Annotated in this window: 23 protein-coding genes; 12 read left to right on the top strand and 11 right to left on the bottom strand. The window is 32.8% G+C overall.

The features are described 5' to 3' along the window. Entirely contained in the window at positions 1-1824 is a 1824-nt protein-coding gene (locus tag MY1_RS05695; protein ID WP_048110439.1) for a PINc/VapC family ATPase, read from the top strand. 22 nt (positions 1825-1846) lie between these two features. On the opposite strand, the gene MY1_RS05690 is transcribed toward MY1_RS05695, so the two are convergent. After that, positions 1847-2311 (bottom strand): metal-dependent transcriptional regulator, encoded by a 465-nt coding sequence (locus MY1_RS05690; RefSeq protein ID WP_048109845.1) that lies wholly within the window; start codon positions 2309-2311, stop codon positions 1847-1849. A gap of 125 nt (positions 2312-2436) precedes the next feature. On the opposite strand from MY1_RS05690, the gene MY1_RS05685 reads away from it, so the two are divergent. After that, the gene (locus MY1_RS05685) at positions 2437-2790 is read left to right on the top strand and encodes a hypothetical protein (protein ID WP_048109843.1); all 354 of its coding nucleotides are present in this window, start codon (positions 2437-2439) and stop codon (positions 2788-2790) included. Between the two features lie 29 nt (positions 2791-2819). Here the strand turns inward: MY1_RS05685 and MY1_RS05680 are convergent, their stop codons facing one another. Next, complete coding sequence (locus MY1_RS05680) at positions 2820-3209, bottom strand: DUF6659 family protein (RefSeq protein WP_007550863.1); 390 nt, start codon at positions 3207-3209, stop codon at positions 2820-2822. Positions 3210-3305: 96 nt separating this feature from the next. On the opposite strand from MY1_RS05680, the gene MY1_RS05675 reads away from it, so the two are divergent. After that, positions 3306-4583, top strand: a complete 1278-nt coding sequence (locus MY1_RS05675) for an MFS transporter (protein ID WP_007550862.1) — start codon at positions 3306-3308, stop codon at positions 4581-4583. A 171-nt stretch (positions 4584-4754) separates the two neighbouring features. Here the strand turns inward: MY1_RS05675 and MY1_RS05670 are convergent, their stop codons facing one another. Then, a complete protein-coding gene (locus MY1_RS05670; protein ID WP_007550860.1) occupies positions 4755-5477 on the bottom strand; it encodes a zinc ribbon domain-containing protein in 723 nt (240 codons plus the stop codon). A gap of 1014 nt (positions 5478-6491) precedes the next feature. Here MY1_RS05670 and MY1_RS05665 point away from each other — a divergent pair. Beyond that, positions 6492-6791, top strand: coding sequence for a hypothetical protein (locus MY1_RS05665; protein WP_007550858.1), 300 nt, complete (start codon positions 6492-6494; stop codon positions 6789-6791). 182 nt (positions 6792-6973) lie between these two features. On the opposite strand, the gene MY1_RS05660 is transcribed toward MY1_RS05665, so the two are convergent. After that, the gene (locus MY1_RS05660; protein WP_237698805.1) at positions 6974-7351 is read right to left on the bottom strand and encodes a hypothetical protein; all 378 of its coding nucleotides are present in this window, start codon (positions 7349-7351) and stop codon (positions 6974-6976) included. A gap of 37 nt (positions 7352-7388) precedes the next feature. Between MY1_RS05660 and MY1_RS05655 the strand changes: the two genes are divergently transcribed. The 6 genes from MY1_RS05655 (at position 7389) to MY1_RS05630 (ending at position 10716) form a co-directional block, all read left to right on the top strand. After that, complete coding sequence (locus MY1_RS05655; protein ID WP_237698804.1) at positions 7389-7958, top strand: thermonuclease family protein; 570 nt, start codon at positions 7389-7391, stop codon at positions 7956-7958. A gap of 55 nt (positions 7959-8013) precedes the next feature. After that, positions 8014-8262: a hypothetical protein gene (locus MY1_RS05650; protein WP_007550854.1), complete on the top strand. Its 249-nt coding sequence runs from the start codon at positions 8014-8016 to the stop codon at positions 8260-8262. Between the two features lie 213 nt (positions 8263-8475). After that, positions 8476-8661, top strand: coding sequence for a hypothetical protein (locus tag MY1_RS05645; RefSeq protein ID WP_007550853.1), 186 nt, complete (start codon positions 8476-8478; stop codon positions 8659-8661). A gap of 49 nt (positions 8662-8710) precedes the next feature. Beyond that, entirely contained in the window at positions 8711-9202 is a 492-nt protein-coding gene (locus MY1_RS05640; protein WP_007550852.1) for a DUF192 domain-containing protein, read from the top strand. Between the two features lie 43 nt (positions 9203-9245). After that, positions 9246-9893 (top strand): hypothetical protein, encoded by a 648-nt coding sequence (locus tag MY1_RS05635; RefSeq protein ID WP_007550850.1) that lies wholly within the window; start codon positions 9246-9248, stop codon positions 9891-9893. 37 nt (positions 9894-9930) lie between these two features. Further along, positions 9931-10716 carry a sulfite exporter TauE/SafE family protein gene (locus MY1_RS05630; protein ID WP_048109840.1) on the top strand — a complete coding sequence of 262 codons (786 nt, stop codon included), beginning with the start codon at positions 9931-9933 and terminating at the stop codon, positions 10714-10716. 735 nt (positions 10717-11451) lie between these two features. On the opposite strand, the gene MY1_RS05625 is transcribed toward MY1_RS05630, so the two are convergent. Both MY1_RS05625 and MY1_RS05620 read right to left on the bottom strand, forming a co-directional pair. Next, entirely contained in the window at positions 11452-11901 is a 450-nt protein-coding gene (locus MY1_RS05625; RefSeq protein ID WP_007550846.1) for a hotdog family protein, read from the bottom strand. After that, positions 11898-13682, bottom strand: a complete 1785-nt coding sequence (locus tag MY1_RS05620) for an SDR family NAD(P)-dependent oxidoreductase (protein ID WP_007550845.1) — start codon at positions 13680-13682, stop codon at positions 11898-11900. Before MY1_RS05620 ends, MY1_RS05625 begins: the two co-directional genes overlap by 4 nt. Before the next feature lie 96 nt (positions 13683-13778). Between MY1_RS05620 and MY1_RS05615 the strand changes: the two genes are divergently transcribed. Both MY1_RS05615 and MY1_RS05610 read left to right on the top strand, forming a co-directional pair. Next, entirely contained in the window at positions 13779-14015 is a 237-nt protein-coding gene (locus MY1_RS05615; RefSeq protein WP_007550844.1) for a hypothetical protein, read from the top strand. 2 nt (positions 14016-14017) lie between these two features. Next, on the top strand, positions 14018-14395 hold the full coding sequence (locus MY1_RS05610) for a hypothetical protein (protein WP_007550843.1): 378 nt from the start codon (positions 14018-14020) through the stop codon (positions 14393-14395). Here the strand turns inward: MY1_RS05610 and endA are convergent. The 5 genes from endA to fbp form a co-directional block, all read right to left on the bottom strand. Next, complete coding sequence (gene endA / locus MY1_RS05605) at positions 14392-14928, bottom strand: tRNA-intron lyase (RefSeq protein WP_007550842.1); 537 nt, start codon at positions 14926-14928, stop codon at positions 14392-14394. The genes MY1_RS05610 and endA overlap by 4 nt on opposite strands. Positions 14929-15071: 143 nt before the next feature. Further along, a complete protein-coding gene (locus MY1_RS05600; protein ID WP_007550841.1) occupies positions 15072-15725 on the bottom strand; it encodes a DUF47 domain-containing protein in 654 nt (217 codons plus the stop codon). Between the two features lie 68 nt (positions 15726-15793). Beyond that, positions 15794-17566 (bottom strand): ATP-dependent DNA ligase, encoded by a 1773-nt coding sequence (locus MY1_RS05595; RefSeq protein WP_007550840.1) that lies wholly within the window; start codon positions 17564-17566, stop codon positions 15794-15796. A 50-nt stretch (positions 17567-17616) separates the two neighbouring features. Continuing rightward, positions 17617-18024: a hypothetical protein gene (locus tag MY1_RS05590; protein WP_048109838.1), complete on the bottom strand. Its 408-nt coding sequence runs from the start codon at positions 18022-18024 to the stop codon at positions 17617-17619. Between the two features lie 46 nt (positions 18025-18070). Continuing rightward, positions 18071-19207: a fructose-1,6-bisphosphate aldolase/phosphatase gene (gene fbp, locus MY1_RS05585; RefSeq protein ID WP_007550836.1), complete on the bottom strand. Its 1137-nt coding sequence runs from the start codon at positions 19205-19207 to the stop codon at positions 18071-18073. Positions 19208-19305 lie beyond the last annotated feature (98 nt).

Genomic DNA, 19305 nt, shown 5'->3' with positions numbered 1-19305 from the left:
TTGTCGAAGATTGTTGTAGATACTAGTATCATAATTAATGGACAGCTAATTATATTGATTGAATCAGGAAAAATTAAAAATTCTGAAATCATTATACCTCAAGCAGTTTTTGATGAATTACAATCACAAGCATCTCAGAAAAAAGAACAGGGTTTTATTGGTTTGGAAGTAATAAAAAAACTTAAAGAAATATCCGGTAATTTTGAGTTGGTCATATCACTTTCAGGCTCGCACCCAACTTCTGAGGATATTCGTATGGCTGGTTCTGGTAGAATTGATGCGATAATCAAAGATGTTGCAAAACAAAATCAAGCAATTCTGTATACTTCTGATAATGTTCAACATCTAGTGGCACAGGCCGAAGGATTGGAATCTGTGTTTGTAAAACCAATTCCTAAAAATATTACTTTGGAATTTTTAAAATTTTTTGACTCTGAAACAATGAGTGTACACCTAAAAGAGAACATGACACCAATGGCAAAAAAAGGAAAACCTGGGTCATTTGTTTTGACAAAAATAAACGATGAAATTTTAACCCGTGAATATCTCCAACTAATTACCTCTCAAATTTTAGAGACTACTGCTTCTGATTCTAGTACTGTTGAAATCTCAAAAACTGGTGCATATGTAATTCAGTACAATGATTATAGAATTGCAATTACCAAGCCTCCGTTTTCTGAAGCATTTGAAATCACAATCGTTCATCCTATCGTGAAATTGACTTTGGATGATTATACTATTTCTGAAGAATTAATGAAGCGATTCTCTGATAGGGCTGAAGGCATCATAATTTCTGGTCCTCCAGGTTCTGGAAAAAGTACTCTTGCATCTAGCCTTGCCAATTTTTATCACAATACTGGAAAGATTGTAAAAACATTTGAATCTCCACGTGATTTGCAAGTGGATCCAGGAATTACTCAATACACAAAGCTTGATGGTAGTTTTGATAACACTGCTGATATTTTATTATTAGTTCGTCCTGATTACACAATCTTTGATGAGGTAAGACGAAGAGAAGACTTTCGAACGTTTGCTGATCTACGACTCACTGGTGTTGGCATGGTCGGTGTTGTACATGCCAACTCTCCTTTGGATGCAATACAACGTTTTATCGGAAAAATCGAGTTAGGAATAATTCCAAATGTTATTGATACTGTAGTTTTTGTTAAAGATGGCACAATAGGAAAAATATATGATTTGGAGCTTGTGGTTAAGGTTCCAACTGGAATGACCGAATCTGATTTGGCAAGACCAGTAATTGAGATTAGAAATTTTGCAGATCATGTGCTTGAGCATGAAATTTACACATTTGGTGAAGAGAATGTCATAGTTCCAGTATCAAAAAAAGTACAAAAAGTAGGTATTGAAAAACTTGCAGAAGACAAAATACGCGAGCTCTTTAGGAAATATGATCCTAGAGTAGAAGTTGAGATATTGTCTGACAATCGAGCCAAAATCTTAGTAGATAAACAATCAATGGCATCAATTATCGGAAAAGGTGGTTCTAACATTAGTGAGATTGAAAAAGTGCTAAAAATACACATTGATGTAGTTGAAAAGACTAATTCTAATCGTTATGAATCTAAAAATTCATCTAATGAAATATCTTTTCATTTTTCAGAATCTAAGAGCGGGTTAGTTTTAACTGTTGGCAGAGAATATTCTTCAATGCATGCTGATATTTATGTTCATGATAACTATGTGACTTCAGTTAGAATTGGGAAAAAAGGTGAGATTACAATTCCAAAACGTTCTGAAGCGTCACGAACTTTAATGAAACTAGCATCATCTCAAAACGATATTCAAATATTTCTTAAAGATTAAAGAAATAATAGTTTAGCATATTTTATGGATTCTTAAAACTTTCAATAATTTTTGGATTTGCTTTTAAAAATGTGATAAACTTTCGTAATTGTTTGATTGTTTTTGGATTCAAGTGATGTTCAATTCCTTCAGTATCTTTGTTAGCAGTATCATGATTCACTCCCAAAATCTCAAAAAACTCTAGTAAAATTCCATGGTTTTGTCTTATCTCGATTGCTATCTGAGTGCCCTTACTTGTTAGATTAATCCCGTGGTACTTTTCATATTCTAACAACTTGTTTTCTTCTAATCTTTGTAGCATTTTTGTAACACTTGGCGCACTCACATTCATGTATCGTGAAATGTCTAATGTGGTTGCATATCCTTTTAGCTCTACAAGCTCAGAGATTACCTCCAAATAATCCTCCATTCTAGTGCTATAGCTTGCTTTTTCTGACTGATGAGCTGCTTTGATAGAGTCTAACCTCTTGGAGTTTTTATCCTTCAATGTATCTTAGTAATTAAACTAAGCCTAGTATAATTGAGTGTCTCTTAGACTTGTTATCCTTTATTGACACACAGGTGATTGATATTGATCATTGAATCTTATCTGATTTTTTCTAAATAGAAATCATGGTTGATCACTTAAAGGCACGCCTAGATAAAATACGTAAATTTTCTGACTCAGCCAAGAGAAGAGCGTCATTATACATGGACATGACAAAGTTTGATGATAAATCAACTGCCCATTCTCTGGGATGTGTTCAACGAGCATCTGCTCCGGGTAAAAAACTTCAAAAAATTGGATTTATTATATTTTGGATTCCAGAACCCACCGGTATTAGTAATGCAATTGCTGCTCCTATGATCCTAACTGGCAGGTATCTTGACAAAAAATACAATGGTGCTACAATTCATGATATTGGTCATGAGACAAAACGTACTATTTCAACAATAAGTGATTTCAAAAGTAACGTGATGAAGTAATTTTTCTGTATTGTAAAATGATTTAAAATTTATTCCCCAAAAAATTCGCCCCATTGACGACCCAGCTTTTCAATTATTCTAAATGCTAATCTGTCAATGTTGACATTTGGTTCTGCTACTATCATTATTACTTTTTCAAAGATTGGAAAACTCATTATCACAACATGCTTTCTGCGAGATGCTGAATATTTTACATATCCTAATTCTACATCAAATTTTTTTCTTTTTACTACTCTTCCTGCTAACTCTTTACAAACTTCATTGTGTTGCTCTTCAGTTAATCTTGGATCCACATCTACTTTATACCCTCCAGCAAGTATCTTTCCAAATTCATCTAAAAGTGCGGCAAATCTTACTTCGCTATCTTGTAGAATTTCTTGACATCTTTTCTCATACTCTTCTACATTAATCTCTGGCATGCTCTATTTTATTGGTAATTGGTCTCTATTTTTACTATGGCAAATGTTTTGATTTTTGAAATCAAGGCTAAATACAACTAGACTGGAATTGTCTTGATGAGTCTAACATTAGCTCAGAAAAAAATCGCCATTGGTTCATTTCTTGGTTGGTCTTTAGATGGATATGATATAGTTTTGATGCTACTTGTTATTCCTTCAATTAGTCAGCTATTTTTTCCATCTGCGGATCCTGTGTTTAGTATACTTGCAACATTTGCATCGTATACTGTTACATTGATTATGAGACCTTTAGGATCTGTGATTTTTGGGATCTATGGTGATAAGTTTGGACGAAAAAAAGCAATGGTAATTACCATAATGGGATTTTCAATTGCAACTTTTGCAGTTGGATTGTTACCAACATATCTAATGGTAGGAGTGATGGCACCAATTCTTCTGATACTGGTGCGTCTAATTCAAGGAATATTTGCTGGAGGTGAGTGGGGCAGTGGTGCTGTACTAACAATTGAAAGTATACCAAAACAAAAGAGAGGTGTAATATCTGGATTTTTGCAAAGTGGATTCTCTTTTGGTTTTTTATTGGCTGCAATATCTTTTCAAATAATTACTATTTTATTTCCAGGGCAGTTGTTTGAGGAGATTGGATGGCGGATACTCTTTTTTACAGGAATAATTCCTGGATTTGTTGCACTTTTTGTGCGATTAAGTATGGATGAATCTCCGTTATGGATTAAAAAGAACAAAGAATCTGGTCTTGTTAAAACTCCATTGAAAAGTATTGTTTTTGGAAAAATTCACAGAAAGGAATTTTTGCTTTGTGCTGCAATAATGACTGGACTTGTTTACATGTATCATGGCTCCATTAGTATTTTGCCTACATATTTGGGAGAGTTTGGTGATTTTCAAAAAGAACAGATTGCACTAATTATGATTTATGCTACTGCATCCTCTTGGGTTGGGATGATCCTAACTGGTTGGTTATCCCAAAAAATTGGCAGAAAAAAATCAATGCTTATTTTTGTATCTGCATCAATTCTTGTTTCAATTCCACTTGCAAGTGCAATATTGAATAATTTGTATGGCTTGGTATTGTATGTTATAGTTTATGCCATTGTTATATCTACTGCATCAGGTCCAATACCTGCATATTTTTCAGAAAGATTTCCAACCCAAATACGAAACAGTGCAGCTGGTTTTTCATATAATGCAGGATTGATCTTTGGTTCATGGTCCCCCCTGATTGCATTATACTTTATGTCAAGTGTTTCAAAAGAATTGGTTCCAGTTGCTCTAGGAATTAATATTATGATTGGTTCAATAATTCTGATAATCCCCACATTACTTAGTAGAGAAACCAAAGATGTTGAACTTTAGATATTTCTAGAAATGTTTGTTTTATTGAACACACATTTTGTTAAGTAAAAATTTTTTCAATAAACTTTAATGAAATTAATTGGAAAAACAAAACTATCTCATGGGATAGTAATGCATTATTCTACAAATAGTGGAAATGTGGAATCGCACTTTTATCCTGATGAGTAATTTTTAGTAATGTCTTTTTTTGTATGCTATATTACTTGAAATCAAAATTATCCCAAAACCTACAATTCCTATTAGAATTGAAGTAACAAGTATTCCAAATGCTATAAAAAATAACATTCTTCCAACCTTTTTTGGGTTTTTTATTAAAAATGTAATTATGATTGCAATGAAACTCAATATGCTGGAAATTATCCCAAGGGATATGAAAACAGATGCAAGTCCTGACAACTCTATTCCTGTTTCATAGTTGATTGCCTCAAGTAATGGCTCCATTCTTGCAACGATAAATAATGTTGGAATCATTGCCATTAATCCTCCAACTATGGCAAGACTTTGATACGAATTTGGTCTTGATATAAGTTTTAATGGATTGTATCTTTTTACAATCTTCTTTACGTCATAATTTTGAAATGTTCTTTCTTGTCTAGTTCCACATAGGGTGCAAAATTTTGCATCTTCAGCAATGCTGGTACTGCAATTACGACAATTGATTAATTTTGGTGATTTGATTTCTTCTATTTGATGATCTTTAATGTATGTCTCTGCTAGATTTTTAACATATTTTTTATCACTTGTGTAAAGTGGTTTATTTTCTAGTATCATTCTTTTTACGTGCTCTAATCTTGATAAATCGCCTACCTGTAAATTTAATAAAATGTCTATTGTATCTAAAAATGATTCTGTAATATTTATCACAACCTTGGGTTTTTCTGTAATTCTAATCAATATTAAAAAATTTCTTAGCTTTGTTGATTAACTAGTATAATTTGGAAGCTGACTAATGCGGATCAACCTTTGCGTAGCCATGCAAGTAAGCAAAGACCAGCAAACTGATGCCAGGCATTTGACCTTAGGATACTGCGTCAGCTTTCCACATCTATTATACATTTATTGAATAAAAACCATCTGTGCTAATTTGGATATTATTTTAAAAAAGATTCTAGTCTTTGTATACTATGACGAAAACATACAAACTGTGACCTGAATCTCATTATTCATTACGTGAATCTGACATTTAAGATGCTCTTTATTTCTTTTGTATTGACACTAGTTGAAGAGTAGAAAAGGCGTAACCCTCAATTACAGAACATAGAGAGATTTCCTCTCGTGGTCAGTTCGTTAAACGACTGATTGCCTTTTTTTGTTCTGCAGGGTCACGCAGTTTATTCAGCCGAAAGTGATTTCGACATCATACATTATAAGAATTTTTAATATTTAAGGTTTAAATTGGAAATTTCTAAAATGATCTATTATTTATTGTAATTTTTTATTGTTATTTTTTTAAAACATGTAATTTTTAATATGATATTCATTTATTTACATTTATTAAGTTTAATTAATATTATTCAAATGAATTTAATGATTTTTGGTAGAATCTCTTTAATATCATTTAGTTGTATATTGTATGGCGAGGAACTGTCGTAGTTAATGACAGTAAAGGAATAAACGAAAAAGGATGGAAGCATTCAAAATTCGTTTTAGTATTCCAATTCCTCGTTATGGTCTTTTTTGAAATATTTAATTTGAATAGCTAATTTAGAAAATTAATGAATGACGACATTGGTCAATGTCCAAAATGTTTTGGAATGATATTTCTTGAACAAGGTGAATCCGTATCTTGGTATTGTCCAACATGTAATCTAAAATATAAAACTGAATAAAATTATTTAGTATGATTTTATTTTATAATTTCTATCAACCGAAATGAACATACACTAGTAAATTTGAACATAATGTGAAATGATCTCTTTTGAACATCGAGTTTTAAGCGAATACAAACTAAAGACTTCAAAAATTGATACATTATCAAATTCAATTATGGCTCATCGAGACCCAAAGGGTCAAGAAGCAAAAGAAGCGTCTGATTTTCTTGATGTTTTGATTAATGAAACTGATAGTTTCTATGACAAACACAGTGATATTTTATCAAATAATGGAAAAAGACCTCATCCTAGATCTCATCTTTCAGAATCTAAACAATGGAATGAAAATGTTGAAAAGTTTTATGAAAAAAATCCTTATCGAAGGCGTAAAAACTAGTTTTTCATTATAACCACTTCCTTTAATCTAAAATTTCTCTAATTTTATTTCTATGAATTATCGTTGTCTTATTTGTAATGTGGTTGTGAATTCTCCTAATAAGTTAGAGACGCATCTGCAAATTGAACACAAATGGGGAAAAAAGAGAGATACTAAAGGGATTGACACTTGGTCCTAAATTATCAATAATCTATTTTCTTGATTCGAACGTTACTTCCTTTGGTTTCGAGATAATGTCCTATGAAATTAGTCATCTGCTCTCCAATTTTAAACCCTAAAGCCCCTTTCATCATGCCTGATTTTTCAATTTTTTCTGCCATTTTTTCACTAATTTGAATATTGAAAAATGTCCATCCAAATTTCTCAAAGGGAACATCAATTGTATATCCATTAGTTTCATCGCATTCTTTTTCCAAGTCCGCCAATGCTTGTTTAACAAGAATGATCTCTTTTTGATATCTTCTTGTACTAAGTTGAAATAATGGATTCATGATGATGATTCTAAATACTTTAGTTGTATATTGTTTGAGGTTCTCTTGACTGTGTTTTCTATCGCACAAACATTATCTTAAGTTTGTATAATACTATGTAGAATCATTGAATTTCATAATTTTAGGAATTACTCTTATGGTTCTACTTGGAGTTTTGGCAGTTTTTTTATATTATGAATCTGCTCAAAATACCGAAAAAATCAAAGTACAAATTCCAATATCTGAGGTAACTGAGATTATTTCAGAAAAATTACAAATAGATTCTAAAACAATTGCACCTTCATCCATTGAATCATCTAGTTCAAAATGTATTGGTAATGCTGATTGCTTTTCAGGTAAAGTAACAAAAATTACTGATGGTGATACCATCAAGGTTGATGAAAGATCTATAAGATTTACATTGGCAAGTGCTCCCGAGATAAATACTTTGGAAGGTAAGATCGCAAAAGATTTTGTTGCTAGTATATGTCCTGTTGGTTCTTCTGTTTTAGTTGATGAAGATGATGGACAACCCGAAGGCAGTTACGGTCGAATACTCGCAGTAGTGTATTGCAACGATGTTAATCTCAATGAGAAAATTTTAGAATCAGGTAATGCAAAAATATCTACTTTGTTTTGTTCTGAAAGTGAGTTCTCAGACGAACCTTGGGTAAAAAAATTTGGGTGTACTGATTAATCTCTGATTATTGCTCTGCAAACTATGTTAAAATAGTAATTTGAGAAATATTGTTATGAAAATAACTGAAATCAATATTGATGACAGTCAGACTGGGTATTACTGGCTGCAAATTTTTGTAAAGAATCAAAAAGATGCGTTTTCATTAAGAAAACAAATCTTTGAAGATCAAGAAATCAAAGAAAGAGTTCAAAAGGCAATAAAAGACAATCAAAACCTAGTGGCAAATTCATCAATTCCTATGGAAATAATAATACACAATATTGTCATAGAGAAACTTCAATCAATTCTTGATGGACCTTGAAATTTGTATTATGCTTCAAATTAATCTGGATCGTCATATCCTATACTTTGCTTGGACAAATTTTCTGGTTTCGCTATAATTCTTTTCCACAATTCCTACAAGAATGAGGCTTTATGAATTAACAACACAAAGATTGGATTTGACATTTTTAGACTCTCAATTATGGGCCTATTAGTGACACTGTTTTAATATGCATTTAATGTATTGTTATGTATGGTGCTTGTTTGGATTGGAATTGCAGTTGGAATAATTTTAGTGGTGGCTTTGATCATCAAAACTTCAAAAATCAACCCCAAAGTGGTATTAGGTATTTCCTTGCGTTGTAAACAATGCGGTAGTGAAACGAGTGGACTAAAATGTGTAAAGTGTGATAAAAAATTCAAGTCATTTGGCGTTTAAGTTCAGTTATTTACTCTAACTATTTTAAAAGGAAACTCACACCAATTTTATGGCAACCAGAACTCAGACTCTGATCCCAGTAGCAATAGCTGCAGTGATAATTGGATCTGTTGGATTGATGTCTATCCCAAGTGACAGCAAACTAGAATCTGTACAATTTCCAAGAGGTACAATCAAAATAGATGACATTGCATTGCAAGTCCAAGTTGCAGATACTGAACCGCGACGAGTAAGGGGATTAATGTTCCAAGATCAACTTCCATATAATCAGGGAATGATCTTTGTATTTGATGAGGTTGGTGTTTATTCTCTTTGGATGTTAAACATGCAGTTCTCTCTTGATATGATTTGGTTTGATCAAAACGGCAACATTATTCATATTGAAAAAGATGTTCCTCCATGTAAAACTGCCCTTGAGACGATGACCTGTCAAAGTTTTACCCCTGATGGCAAAGCCCTGTATATATTAGAGGTTACTTCTGGTTTTGTAGATAAATTTAACATTACTAAAGATTCCAAGTTAAGTATTATTTCAATTTAGAATTGCAAAACCTTATTTTATTAGTGAAAAATTAAACGATAAAATGAAAAATACCATTCTACTACCAATTGTTGTCGGTATTGGAATCATCCTTGTTTTTCTAGGTATTACTTCTAGTCAACCAACTGTTGAACCAATCTTGCGTGAACCTGTGGAGTATCCAAAATTGAATTTCTCTTATGTGGATTCTAATTCTATTTTAAAATCATCACTTGCATCAGATGGAATTTTGATGTCCAGTCCCTTGACATTCACAGGTAGTTCTATTGCCAAATATTGTACTTTTTATCAGGATGAGATAAAACAAAATTCAATCAATTACTGTACCTCAACTGAGCTTAAAGATCCCGAGGGTAACTTTCTTGGAAACATTCACATGGTTGGAACTTTAGATTATCCTGATGCTGTACTTGGAGTAATTCAAACAGACCCATATCTTTCTAATCTTGATTCCCTAAAGACAACTTATCAAATTATGATCAATTCTCTTGTATGTGATTGTTGGCAAGATAAAAAACCTGGAAATTTTGAATCTATATCTCAATGGATTGATGCTGCAAAATCTCATCACTTGGAGGCAAAGCGAACTACTAGTTCCTCTGAGGTTAGTGGATTGGCCGATAAACAACTCTTCTTAGAAATTACTACAAATTCTGATGGATATCTTTGGAAGCTTATCCTATCAAACTAAATTTAAGTAATGTTTACAATTTGCATGGTTGAATATCTTGATTGATCAATTATGGTTCATTCCATTGGGATTTGTAGCTGGAATACTTGGTTCGATGATAGGTCTTGGCGGTGGAATAATAGTAGTTCCTGTATTGACTTTTTTTGGGTTTCCTCCCACTTTAGCTGCAAGCAATAGTTTGTTTGCGGCATTTAGTAACTCCATAGCTTCTACATTTTCATATTCTAGACAAAAACGAATTGAATATTCTCTTGGATTAAAACTAGGACTTCTGAGTATTCCTGGTACAATACTTGGTGCCTATATCTCAAGTGATGTAGCTCCTTCGATCTTTAAGGTTCTATTTGGATTAGTGTTAGTATCTTCTGCTGTCTATATATTTTTGAGAAAAAAGATAGAGACTAGAGAAAAGACTCTAACAAAACAAATGATCGTATTTGCAATAGGTGCAAGTTTTTTTGCAGGGATAATATCATCCTTTTTTGGAATCGGCGGAGGTATCATCTTTGTTCCATTAATGGTAGTTGGAATGGGAATGACTATGAAAAAAGCCGCTCCCACATCGCAATTTATCTTGCTTTTTGCATCTCTATCTGGAGTTATTGTTCACAGTCTTTTGGGTCACCCTGACTTTATGCACTCAGGATTATTGGCTGCCGGTGCATTTGTTGGTGGATTAGTTGGTGCAAGACTCTCATTAGATATCAAAGAAAGATATTTGCAAATTCTAGTTTCATCAATTATTATTTTGGCTGCGATCAAATTATTTTTTGATTCTGCATCTGAAAATTTATTTTTATTTGTTAAATTATTGCATATTTGATCAAAACATGTTCTGAGTATTATGCAGCACAGACTTTTAGTCGGGATGTTATTTTAAAAATTTCTTTAAAATCTATATTATTTTTATTTTTAACGTGAATTTGATACATTTTTTACATTTTCATAAAAATATGTTGTAAGAGTTTACTAAAAAGTGTCTTTTTTTAACTAATGTTTGTTATTACTGTGTTTTGTATTTGCCCTTTCATTGAGTCAGGGACATCTCGCGGTGTTAGCTGGAAGCCAAAAAGCTCACATAAACTAGTTAACGCATTTCATTTGCCTCCATTTTTGAGGGGGCATCAAAATTTTTAAAAAATTTATTTCATGAAGTTGGCTTCTTTATGTCCTTCGCATTCTTGGAGTAGTTCTCCATAATCATTGACTGTGCAGTTACAATCTAAAGTCATGCTGTATATTTTTAATATTTACTTTAAACCATTACTATGCAATTGTATGATGTTGTTATTTGATACAAGGATGTTTAATCCCATGATGTTCTACCTCTAATTGATACTTGTATGGAATTCCATAAAATATCAAACAAATTTTAAGATTAATAATTTTAGGTTTATTTTTCTTTAATCTATAATTATATCAAATGAGAGAAGATTTTGCTGAATATACCAAGTGTAATGTGTGTGATACTTCATTACTGATGTGTCTTTGTAATTGCCCTAAATGTGGAAAAAGAGAAGACTGCAAATGTGAACTAAAACAAATTAGGTATAGTGATCTAGGTTACTGATTTTTTTATTCTATACCAGTTTTTCTTTGATAATACAACTATCTCGCCGTCCTGTTTTGTTCCTTCATAGTTAATTGCAATCTTTCCAAATTCATCATCAATGTCTTCTTTTGCAGATACTGTAAATTTTATCTTCAATACATCGTCAGTGTATAATGGCTTTAGAAATCTACTGCTTCTATTCTCCCATTCAGAATCACCGTCTGTTCCAACAAAAACTATGTGATTACCATAAATCTGACTCAGTCTGGTAAACTCTCCTTCCATTCTAGATAAAATTGCTCTTCCAGAAACAATTTTCTGTTTTGCATTTTGCATGTCTTCTAAAAATGCATTTTTTACTCTTGAGAATTTGAAATATTCTGTTAATTCTTTTTCAGAAATACTACATGTGGAAAAAAACTCATCGCCAACTTTAAGTTCAGAAAATTTTTTCATTCTAATCTTGATTCATCAACACAAAATGTGACTTCAGATGAATCAAGCGCACTATCCGTTACTAGGAAATTCAACGCTTGAGCTATTTTCTCATTTTTTGGTTCTATTCCAGTTACCGACCCTGGGAAAATAGTAAATAATCTAATTTTTGAATTTAAAACATCGCTAAGTTCTTGATTTACTGTAGTAGTAAATGGTCTTAGTGCCCCACGAAATACCTCTACTTGTGCTCTTTGCATTCCTGTGACTTTTGAACCCACAGGTAAATCTGGACCAATTATCATCAGTGCACCTTTTGCATCTTTGAATAGTCTTGGGTCATTACCTCCTCCTGGAACAAATTGTTCTAGTGCACCTTGCCCTACTGTTGCAGGAGTGGTGATGAATTTTTCAACTAGTTCTTCCCATTTTGCTCTTGATAGTTCAACTAATTTTGAAATGTTTGGTAGTTTACCTGTGATATGTATCACTGCTAAAATACTTCCAAGGTTGGTATTTGCAGTGTTTAGCCATTTTTTAACTTCATCTGGATTCTTAATATTTACTATGTGTGAATGAAACTTTGAGCTGATGTACTCTTGTAATTCTTTAGGAGTTGATTCAGAGATAAAACACGCAACTTTGCCGCCATTTTTTATGATGTGTTGAGCAAGATATTCTACTCTTTGTGCGTCTGATTTTTCAGTTGCATCAACTGTAAAAACAACTGATCTTCCTGTAAAGTCAGGTTGGTGAACTCCTGGTGTTGTTGTACCAATGAATGGTTTTACTGGATAAAATACTCTATCTCCCGGAATTACTTTACCGTTTAATATTTTTGCAATATTATCATCACACAGATTCAAAACTGATTCAGCAACTTGAACTTGTGATAGGAATTGCTGATCTGCAATCATATGTGATGTGTTTTTCTGAACTTTTTCAGCTATCGTTTGAATTTTGTTTAATAGATTTGTAATTGTAACAGTTAATTTTGACACATCTTTGTTCATCTCTTTTGCTAATTTTTGTGCAGCTTTTGCAATTCCTTCTTTTACCACATTTTCATCTTCTCCTAATAATGGAAATAGTTCTTTATTTGTTGCATCAACTTGAACAGGTGTCAAGTCTTCAAATCCCGTGACACGTAAAAATTCTGCCGCTGCTTTTGGATATACTGTCTTGTATATCCTGTCTGAGTGAACCGGACCTGGATTTGTTCCAATTGATATGATTTTTTTATCAGTTAATTCCCAAGACATTGCCTCAACTAGTCTGTTCTTTGCACCTTGTGCTGCAGTGTATGGACTTCTAAATCTGTATGGTCTTTGTTCGTGTGGTCTTTCTTCAGTGAAAAATGTAGATATTGTTACAATCTTGCCATTTTCTTTCATTACTTTGAGAGCTTGTACTGAACCCCAAAATGTACCTGTCAAATGAATCTCTACAGCGCTTTTGAATTCATCAAGTGATGCATGAGAAAAACATGTTACTGGGCCTGAAACACCTGCATTATTAATTACATAATCCACTGTAACGTTTTCTTTTTTTAATGTATCAAACATTTCATTCATTCCAAATTCATCACTTACATCCACTCCTGAGAAAATTCTTACTGATGCTCCACTGTTTACTTTGGAAATAATTTCTTTAAGCATAATTGATGTTTCTTCTAAGGGTTCTTTTCGTCTACCCAGAATTATCACACTGGCACCATTTTCAATAAATTTTTTAGCAATGGCTTGACCTATTCCTGTTCCACTACCAGTTACTAGTGCAACTTTGCCTTGAAATTTCAGCATAGACATACTTACGAAACTTTTGTATTATTTAATTCGATTGATCTCTTAGAATAATTTCTTGATATCTTTATTTGTGGGTATGGTTTTTTGTATTTTATGCATGATTCTGAGTTAGATACATTTGTTTTAAAATCTTGGCCTGAGAAATTCTCTGATATGTTAAAGGCGATCGGAGTAGATTCTAAATCTAAAGAAATTGGAAGTGACGATGTTGAAAAAGGCGAGTATTATAGTAGATATTTTTCTCAAACACCTAGAATGGTATCAAACAAGGGTTGTCTTGATGTTACTAATTCTAATATTGACGTAATTCAAATTATTCAAAAGGGATAGCGATGCAAGATACAAATCCAATGCCATGGGGTGCACTAGATAGATATCAGGCACACTTTATTGTTAGAAAGCAATCCGGACAAAATGACCAAGATTATGTTACTAAAACTAAACTAATCACAAAGGGACATTTTTCATCAAAGATCATTCTTAAAGTAGAATGGAATGGCAGTGGTAGTCTTGCAAGAAGACTAAATGAAGATGCCGAGCTTAATGAGATGATTGCAAAACAATCAATTGATGATGCAACAATATTTGTCGAACCAACTGATGGTGCTATTCGAATTCGACCTAAATGGAAGAATCATCTTTCATTTGGAATTACAAAAGAACTTTTTGAGATTTACGATAGAATAGCTGGACACATAAAAAAACTCTAAGCCTTCCACCAATCAAGAGCTAGAAAATCTACTTTATCTTTTCCTCTTGGAATTGCCAAAATGAATTGCTTTCTTACTGTAGTTGCTAATCTTCCTGCCAAAACAATTCCGGTAGATGTGATTGGGTCACTTCTATTGTATACTTGAATTAAAAATGGTGCATGATCAATACCTGGACCTTTCTCATAAACCGCAAAATCACATCCAAACTTTATTCCTGGATTAATTACATATCCTTTATCCCGAAAGTTTTTGTATACTAAATATTTTTTGTCAAAATCATGATACTCTTTTTTACACATCTCTATCATGTAATCTGTCGTGATCTTTTGATTTGATTTGTAAATTGTAATTTTTTTATTTTCTAGTAGGTAAAGCCCTTCAATTAAGTCTAAAATTAATGGAACGTTAATCTCTTCTGATTTTGGTTTTGGTATTCCAATTGGTTTGCCATAATATCCATGGCTAAATAATTTACGAGAATCTTCAATGTTCCATACTATGATTCTATTTTCGACAAGCTCTGTCTTCATTTAGTTTTTTTAATTTACTTGCGTATATGAATTCTCTATTTTACGCATGTATGTTGTAATGGTTTTTTTAAAAATCGGGTAATTTGTCATTTATTTTATGAATCAATATAAAAATTAAGTAAAAAGTTGGGTGTGGTGATGTGTTATAGACTCAGTGCTAATAATATGAAAGAATCAGAGACACGCTGACATTTGTCTGACATTTCTTCAATTCCTTCGATTACATCTTTTATCAGTAATAGTTCTTTCGTGTTAGTAACTTCTGATAAAAGCTTGATTGTGGCATGTCTATATTTGATGTCTATCTCACGTTCTATTTTTTGTGTTTCTTGTGCAAGTTCAATGGCATTAGCAGTGTTGGTATTTAGACTACGTATGATTTCATTTAGTTTGTAAACCTCGTCTACAACCAGCTCAATCAACTTTGTAATATCTTCGTCTAACTTTGCGCTCTTTAATGTAGTAATCTTGATGTTTGAAAGTTTGAATGCGATTCCAGTAATGTAACCTGCAATCTCATCCATTGTATATGCTGTGTTTAGGAGATTTTCTCTATTCATGATTAAACCGCCAACGTCAGCAACTTCTCTAGTTATTTTTCTTCTAAGATTTTCTACTTCTTCTTCGATAGTTGATATTTGCTCCAATGAATTTTTAATACCTGTTTTGTCTTTTTTCATCATCAAATCTGGTAGTGTTGCAAGTTCTCTGGCAGCATTTAAGATTCGGTTGATTTCGTCTTGTAAAACTGCTATAGCCTTTCTTTTTGCTTGAACTTCAAGCTCTCCGCTATACATTTCTGAATTCCAAAATATCATGAGGTAATTTAAATCCTCTATGATTTTTTGGAATTATTGAGCACAAATCACATCAAATTTTTATCGTGAGCTACTTTTTTCTGTCCTTTGAATAAGGTCAATACCTCTTCATTAGTCGATGCATCCTCGGCATCTTTCTCTAATCTTATTTTTCCAGTAAATTTTGGAAATCTTAACGCCAATCCTGTATCTTTTCTGATTTCATTTCTTGCTGCTTTATGGATTGGGCTTAAAGTAATTTCTGATGCTACAACTTCAATAACTAACTCTGGTTCAAACCAGACATCAGCTTCCATATCACTATCTATTCTTGGGTTTTTCTTTATTGTTACTTTATTTGATAATATTTGGTAAAGTTGATCCAAGTCTTCATCTGTGAATCCTGTACCCACTTTGCATATGCTTGTAAAAACATCAGTATCATAATCATATGAAGCTAAAAGTAACGTTCCATACTTTCCTGTTCTTCTACCTTTCCCAAAAAATGCTCCTATTACTACTAGATCAAGACTATCTCCGAGCTCATTTCTGTATTCTCTTTTTAGTTTTAGCCAGTAACTTCCTCTGGACCCAGCTTGGTATGGTTTATCTAACATCTTTAACATCACTCCTTCACATCCTGAATTGATACTGTTTTCCAAAAATTCTTCTATGTCTTCTTGACTTTTTACCATGCTCATTGGTATGTGTTTTGCATAATCGTCTTCTTTTACAATTTTTTCTAACAAATTTCTTCTTTCTTCGTATGGTAATTCTAGACAACTTTTTCCATCGTAATACAACACATCAAAAAAGTTTACAGTAATTGGATACTGTGATACTGCTTTTTCTACTTGATATTTTCTTCTTCTATGCATAAGTTCTTGGAAAGGTAAAAATTCTCCAGTGTTTTCATTTATTGCTACTGCTTCTGCCTCTAAAATTACTTTTTGTGCTTGAATTGTTTTAGGAATTTTTTCTACAATGTCTGGATAATAACTTGTGATATTTTCTAAACTTCTTGAAAATAATATTACTTTCTCTCCTTCGATATGTAACTGAACTCTTTCTCCATCAAGTTTGTATTCTGCGGCAAAAACATTCCCTAGTTTTTCAATTGCTTCTTCTTCGCTTTTCACTCTATCTGCAAGCATTGGTCGTATAGGATTAAACAAATTAATTTCAAATTCTTCTATACCTTTGAGTCCTTTACTTGCAATTGTTTCTGCAACTTTACCCAAATCACTTGATACATTATATGCATGCTCCAACGCTTTTCTATTTTCTTTATTTCCTGTAAATGCAATTGCAAGAGCATCCATTACTGTATTTTCTGCTACGCCTAGTCTTAACGTTCCAAGTAAAATCTTTAAGATGAATTTAGCTTCATTTGGATTTGCATCATTTAGCAGCCCCGAGATGTATTTCATCTTCCTATCTTGAGTCTTTGAGCCTTCTAACTTTGCAATTGTAAGCAAGTTCTCATAAACTCGTTCAACTGTAATGTCTTGCATCATGAATGTTGTCTGTTCTTTTTGCTCCAAAATTTTGGATGCAGCATGTCCTAAATCCCCACTCTTTCTATATTCTTCCTCTATTTTTTTCTCGGCACTATCAGAGCCTGCCGATTTTGCAATTGCTCTTATTGCTAATCTTTCTGCTACTCCTAATTCCACTCCTTCAAAATCTGGTCTAAGTTTTCCTTGTAAAAGATAAACGATTCTTGAAATTACGTCTTGTGGAGTTTTTTCAAATAACTCTACTAAATGTTGAGTTAGCTCTAATCTTTTTGTAGTTGACTCCATTTTACTAAATGCATCAGCTAGAATGGCAAACTCCACTCTAGTTTTATTATATCATCCTGAATAAAAGTCTGAATCTTGTATGGTTTTTAGATATATCTGAAAATTGTTGGTTTATCTGTTTTTGAAAGCTTTGATACCATTGCAAAATTGTATAACGGGTATTCTTTTTTGTACTGTTTCATAAAACTCCATGCTACATCATGTGTTTTAAATTCTGTACGGATATCTTGTATCTTGCTTATTTGTCCATACACATCAAACACCACTACTGAATAGTTTTTTGGACGATTATGTGGTCTTGCTTTTAAAAACCACGTAAGCGCAAACAAAAAGACAGTTGCTAAAATTATCGTCTCTCCAGCATATTTGAAAAATGTCATAAATGTTGCAGGTATAGTTTGTCCAAATAATACTGCCATGAAGTTTGAAAACGAGATAACTGCAATTGCCGTGAAAATATACGTCTTCCAATCAAACACTTTCAAGATTTGCATGGGTGATTTTGGTACGCTCTGATTTGTATTAACCCTTTCTGATTATTTAATCTGGGTCTTCGTAATTTTCTTTCTTTTCGGACTTTGATATTGTGTCATCAATTGGAACCATCTTGGTTTCTAGTATGTCCATTCTTGCTCTATATCCTTCAGCATATTCTAATTCTGATGGAACAAGTGTTGCTGGATGAATGAATCCTTGGCTTCTCATTGCAAGTGCTTTTTTTGTTGCGATCTCTCTGACATAATCCCAGTCAGGAGTTGAAAATCCATCAAATGGACCAGTAAACTTTCCATCATGCATGCTAAAGACTAGTGCCTCTACAATTGGAATGCAAAAATTGATCGATGCTGCAGAATTTAGTTTTACTGGCATCAATGGCATGTTGTGACTTCCTCTTGTATTACCTGCAACATAATGTGGATTGTTAAATACACTTCCTACTTCTTCAGTTGCTGGAAAATTCTTTTGTGTTCTAATTAGTAATATTGGATCATCTTTTCCTACATAAGTTCCTGCAATGTTATGTAATCTGTCAGTTGATGCTGCAAGTATCGGCTCTCCTTGCTTTGTAGTTACTGTTGAAACAACATATCTTCCTGGATACATCAACGCTGCTTCGATAGTTGGTTTGTCTTCCCACAAAGATAATTTTGCAATCTTGCCTTCTTCAACATCCATTACATTAATTATCACTCCACTTGCAAGTGACTTATTTACGATCAATCCTGTGTTGCTTAAACTATCTACAAACATTCTGTAAATTGGATAATTAAATGCGCCTGGCTCTGTTTTATCTGCAGCAAAAACTGTAAATGCTTCATTTGGTCTTTCTTCAAATTCCATTTCTGCAACACCTGGACCCATTCCTTTTACATTTCCTGAAAATGAATCCTTTAGAAGATCTTGTCCTGCTCCGTAAAGTCCCTCTTGCTTTGCAACTTGAGTACCTGCCATAAATGCATCCCATGCAAGTTTGTGAATTTTATCATTATCCATTCCATGTTTATGTGACATGACAATGTGGACATCGTCTCCACAATATCCGATATAATGGTCAATTAGTAAATCTCCAGAATTTTTGACAGTTTTTCTAACTGCTTCTATTAGTGCATCACTTGGTCTAGTGTGTCCGCCGATTCCTCCTACATCAGCTTTGATAACTGAAACTGTAATTTTCATAACTTCTCTGTTTTCCCCTTTGATTTATGTGTAATTTTTTATTTTTTTTTGATCTGAAAAATCTGGAAAAATTTCTATATTTTTTTCAAAAATTCATA

The organism is Nitrosarchaeum koreense MY1 (genome assembly GCF_000220175.1).
GTDB lineage: Archaea > Thermoproteota > Nitrososphaeria > Nitrososphaerales > Nitrosopumilaceae > Nitrosarchaeum > Nitrosarchaeum koreense.
The sequence above is the reverse complement of the archived record's forward strand: the minus strand, read 5'-3'. Positions and strand labels throughout refer to the sequence as shown.

Coding starts and splice junctions, on each gene's coding strand:
- MY1_RS05685 (WP_048109843.1), top strand. CDS start 2,437: ATGGTTGATCACTTAAAGGCACGCCTAGATAAAATACGTAAATTTTCT.
- MY1_RS05680 (WP_007550863.1), bottom strand. CDS start 3,209: ATGCCAGAGATTAATGTAGAAGAGTATGAGAAAAGATGTCAAGAAATT.
- MY1_RS05675 (WP_007550862.1), top strand. CDS start 3,306: ATGAGTCTAACATTAGCTCAGAAAAAAATCGCCATTGGTTCATTTCTT.
- MY1_RS05665 (WP_007550858.1), top strand. CDS start 6,492: ATGATCTCTTTTGAACATCGAGTTTTAAGCGAATACAAACTAAAGACT.
- MY1_RS05650 (WP_007550854.1), top strand. CDS start 8,014: ATGAAAATAACTGAAATCAATATTGATGACAGTCAGACTGGGTATTAC.
- MY1_RS05645 (WP_007550853.1), top strand. CDS start 8,476: ATGGTGCTTGTTTGGATTGGAATTGCAGTTGGAATAATTTTAGTGGTG.
- MY1_RS05640 (WP_007550852.1), top strand. CDS start 8,711: ATGGCAACCAGAACTCAGACTCTGATCCCAGTAGCAATAGCTGCAGTG.
- MY1_RS05635 (WP_007550850.1), top strand. CDS start 9,246: ATGAAAAATACCATTCTACTACCAATTGTTGTCGGTATTGGAATCATC.
- MY1_RS05625 (WP_007550846.1), bottom strand. CDS start 11,901: ATGAAAAAATTTTCTGAACTTAAAGTTGGCGATGAGTTTTTTTCCACA.
- MY1_RS05620 (WP_007550845.1), bottom strand. CDS start 13,682: ATGCTGAAATTTCAAGGCAAAGTTGCACTAGTAACTGGTAGTGGAACA.
- MY1_RS05615 (WP_007550844.1), top strand. CDS start 13,779: ATGCATGATTCTGAGTTAGATACATTTGTTTTAAAATCTTGGCCTGAG.
- MY1_RS05610 (WP_007550843.1), top strand. CDS start 14,018: ATGCAAGATACAAATCCAATGCCATGGGGTGCACTAGATAGATATCAG.
- endA (WP_007550842.1), bottom strand. CDS start 14,928: ATGAAGACAGAGCTTGTCGAAAATAGAATCATAGTATGGAACATTGAA.
- MY1_RS05600 (WP_007550841.1), bottom strand. CDS start 15,725: ATGTATAGCGGAGAGCTTGAAGTTCAAGCAAAAAGAAAGGCTATAGCA.
- MY1_RS05590 (WP_048109838.1), bottom strand. CDS start 18,024: ATGCAAATCTTGAAAGTGTTTGATTGGAAGACGTATATTTTCACGGCA.
- fbp (WP_007550836.1), bottom strand. CDS start 19,207: ATGAAAATTACAGTTTCAGTTATCAAAGCTGATGTAGGAGGAATCGGC.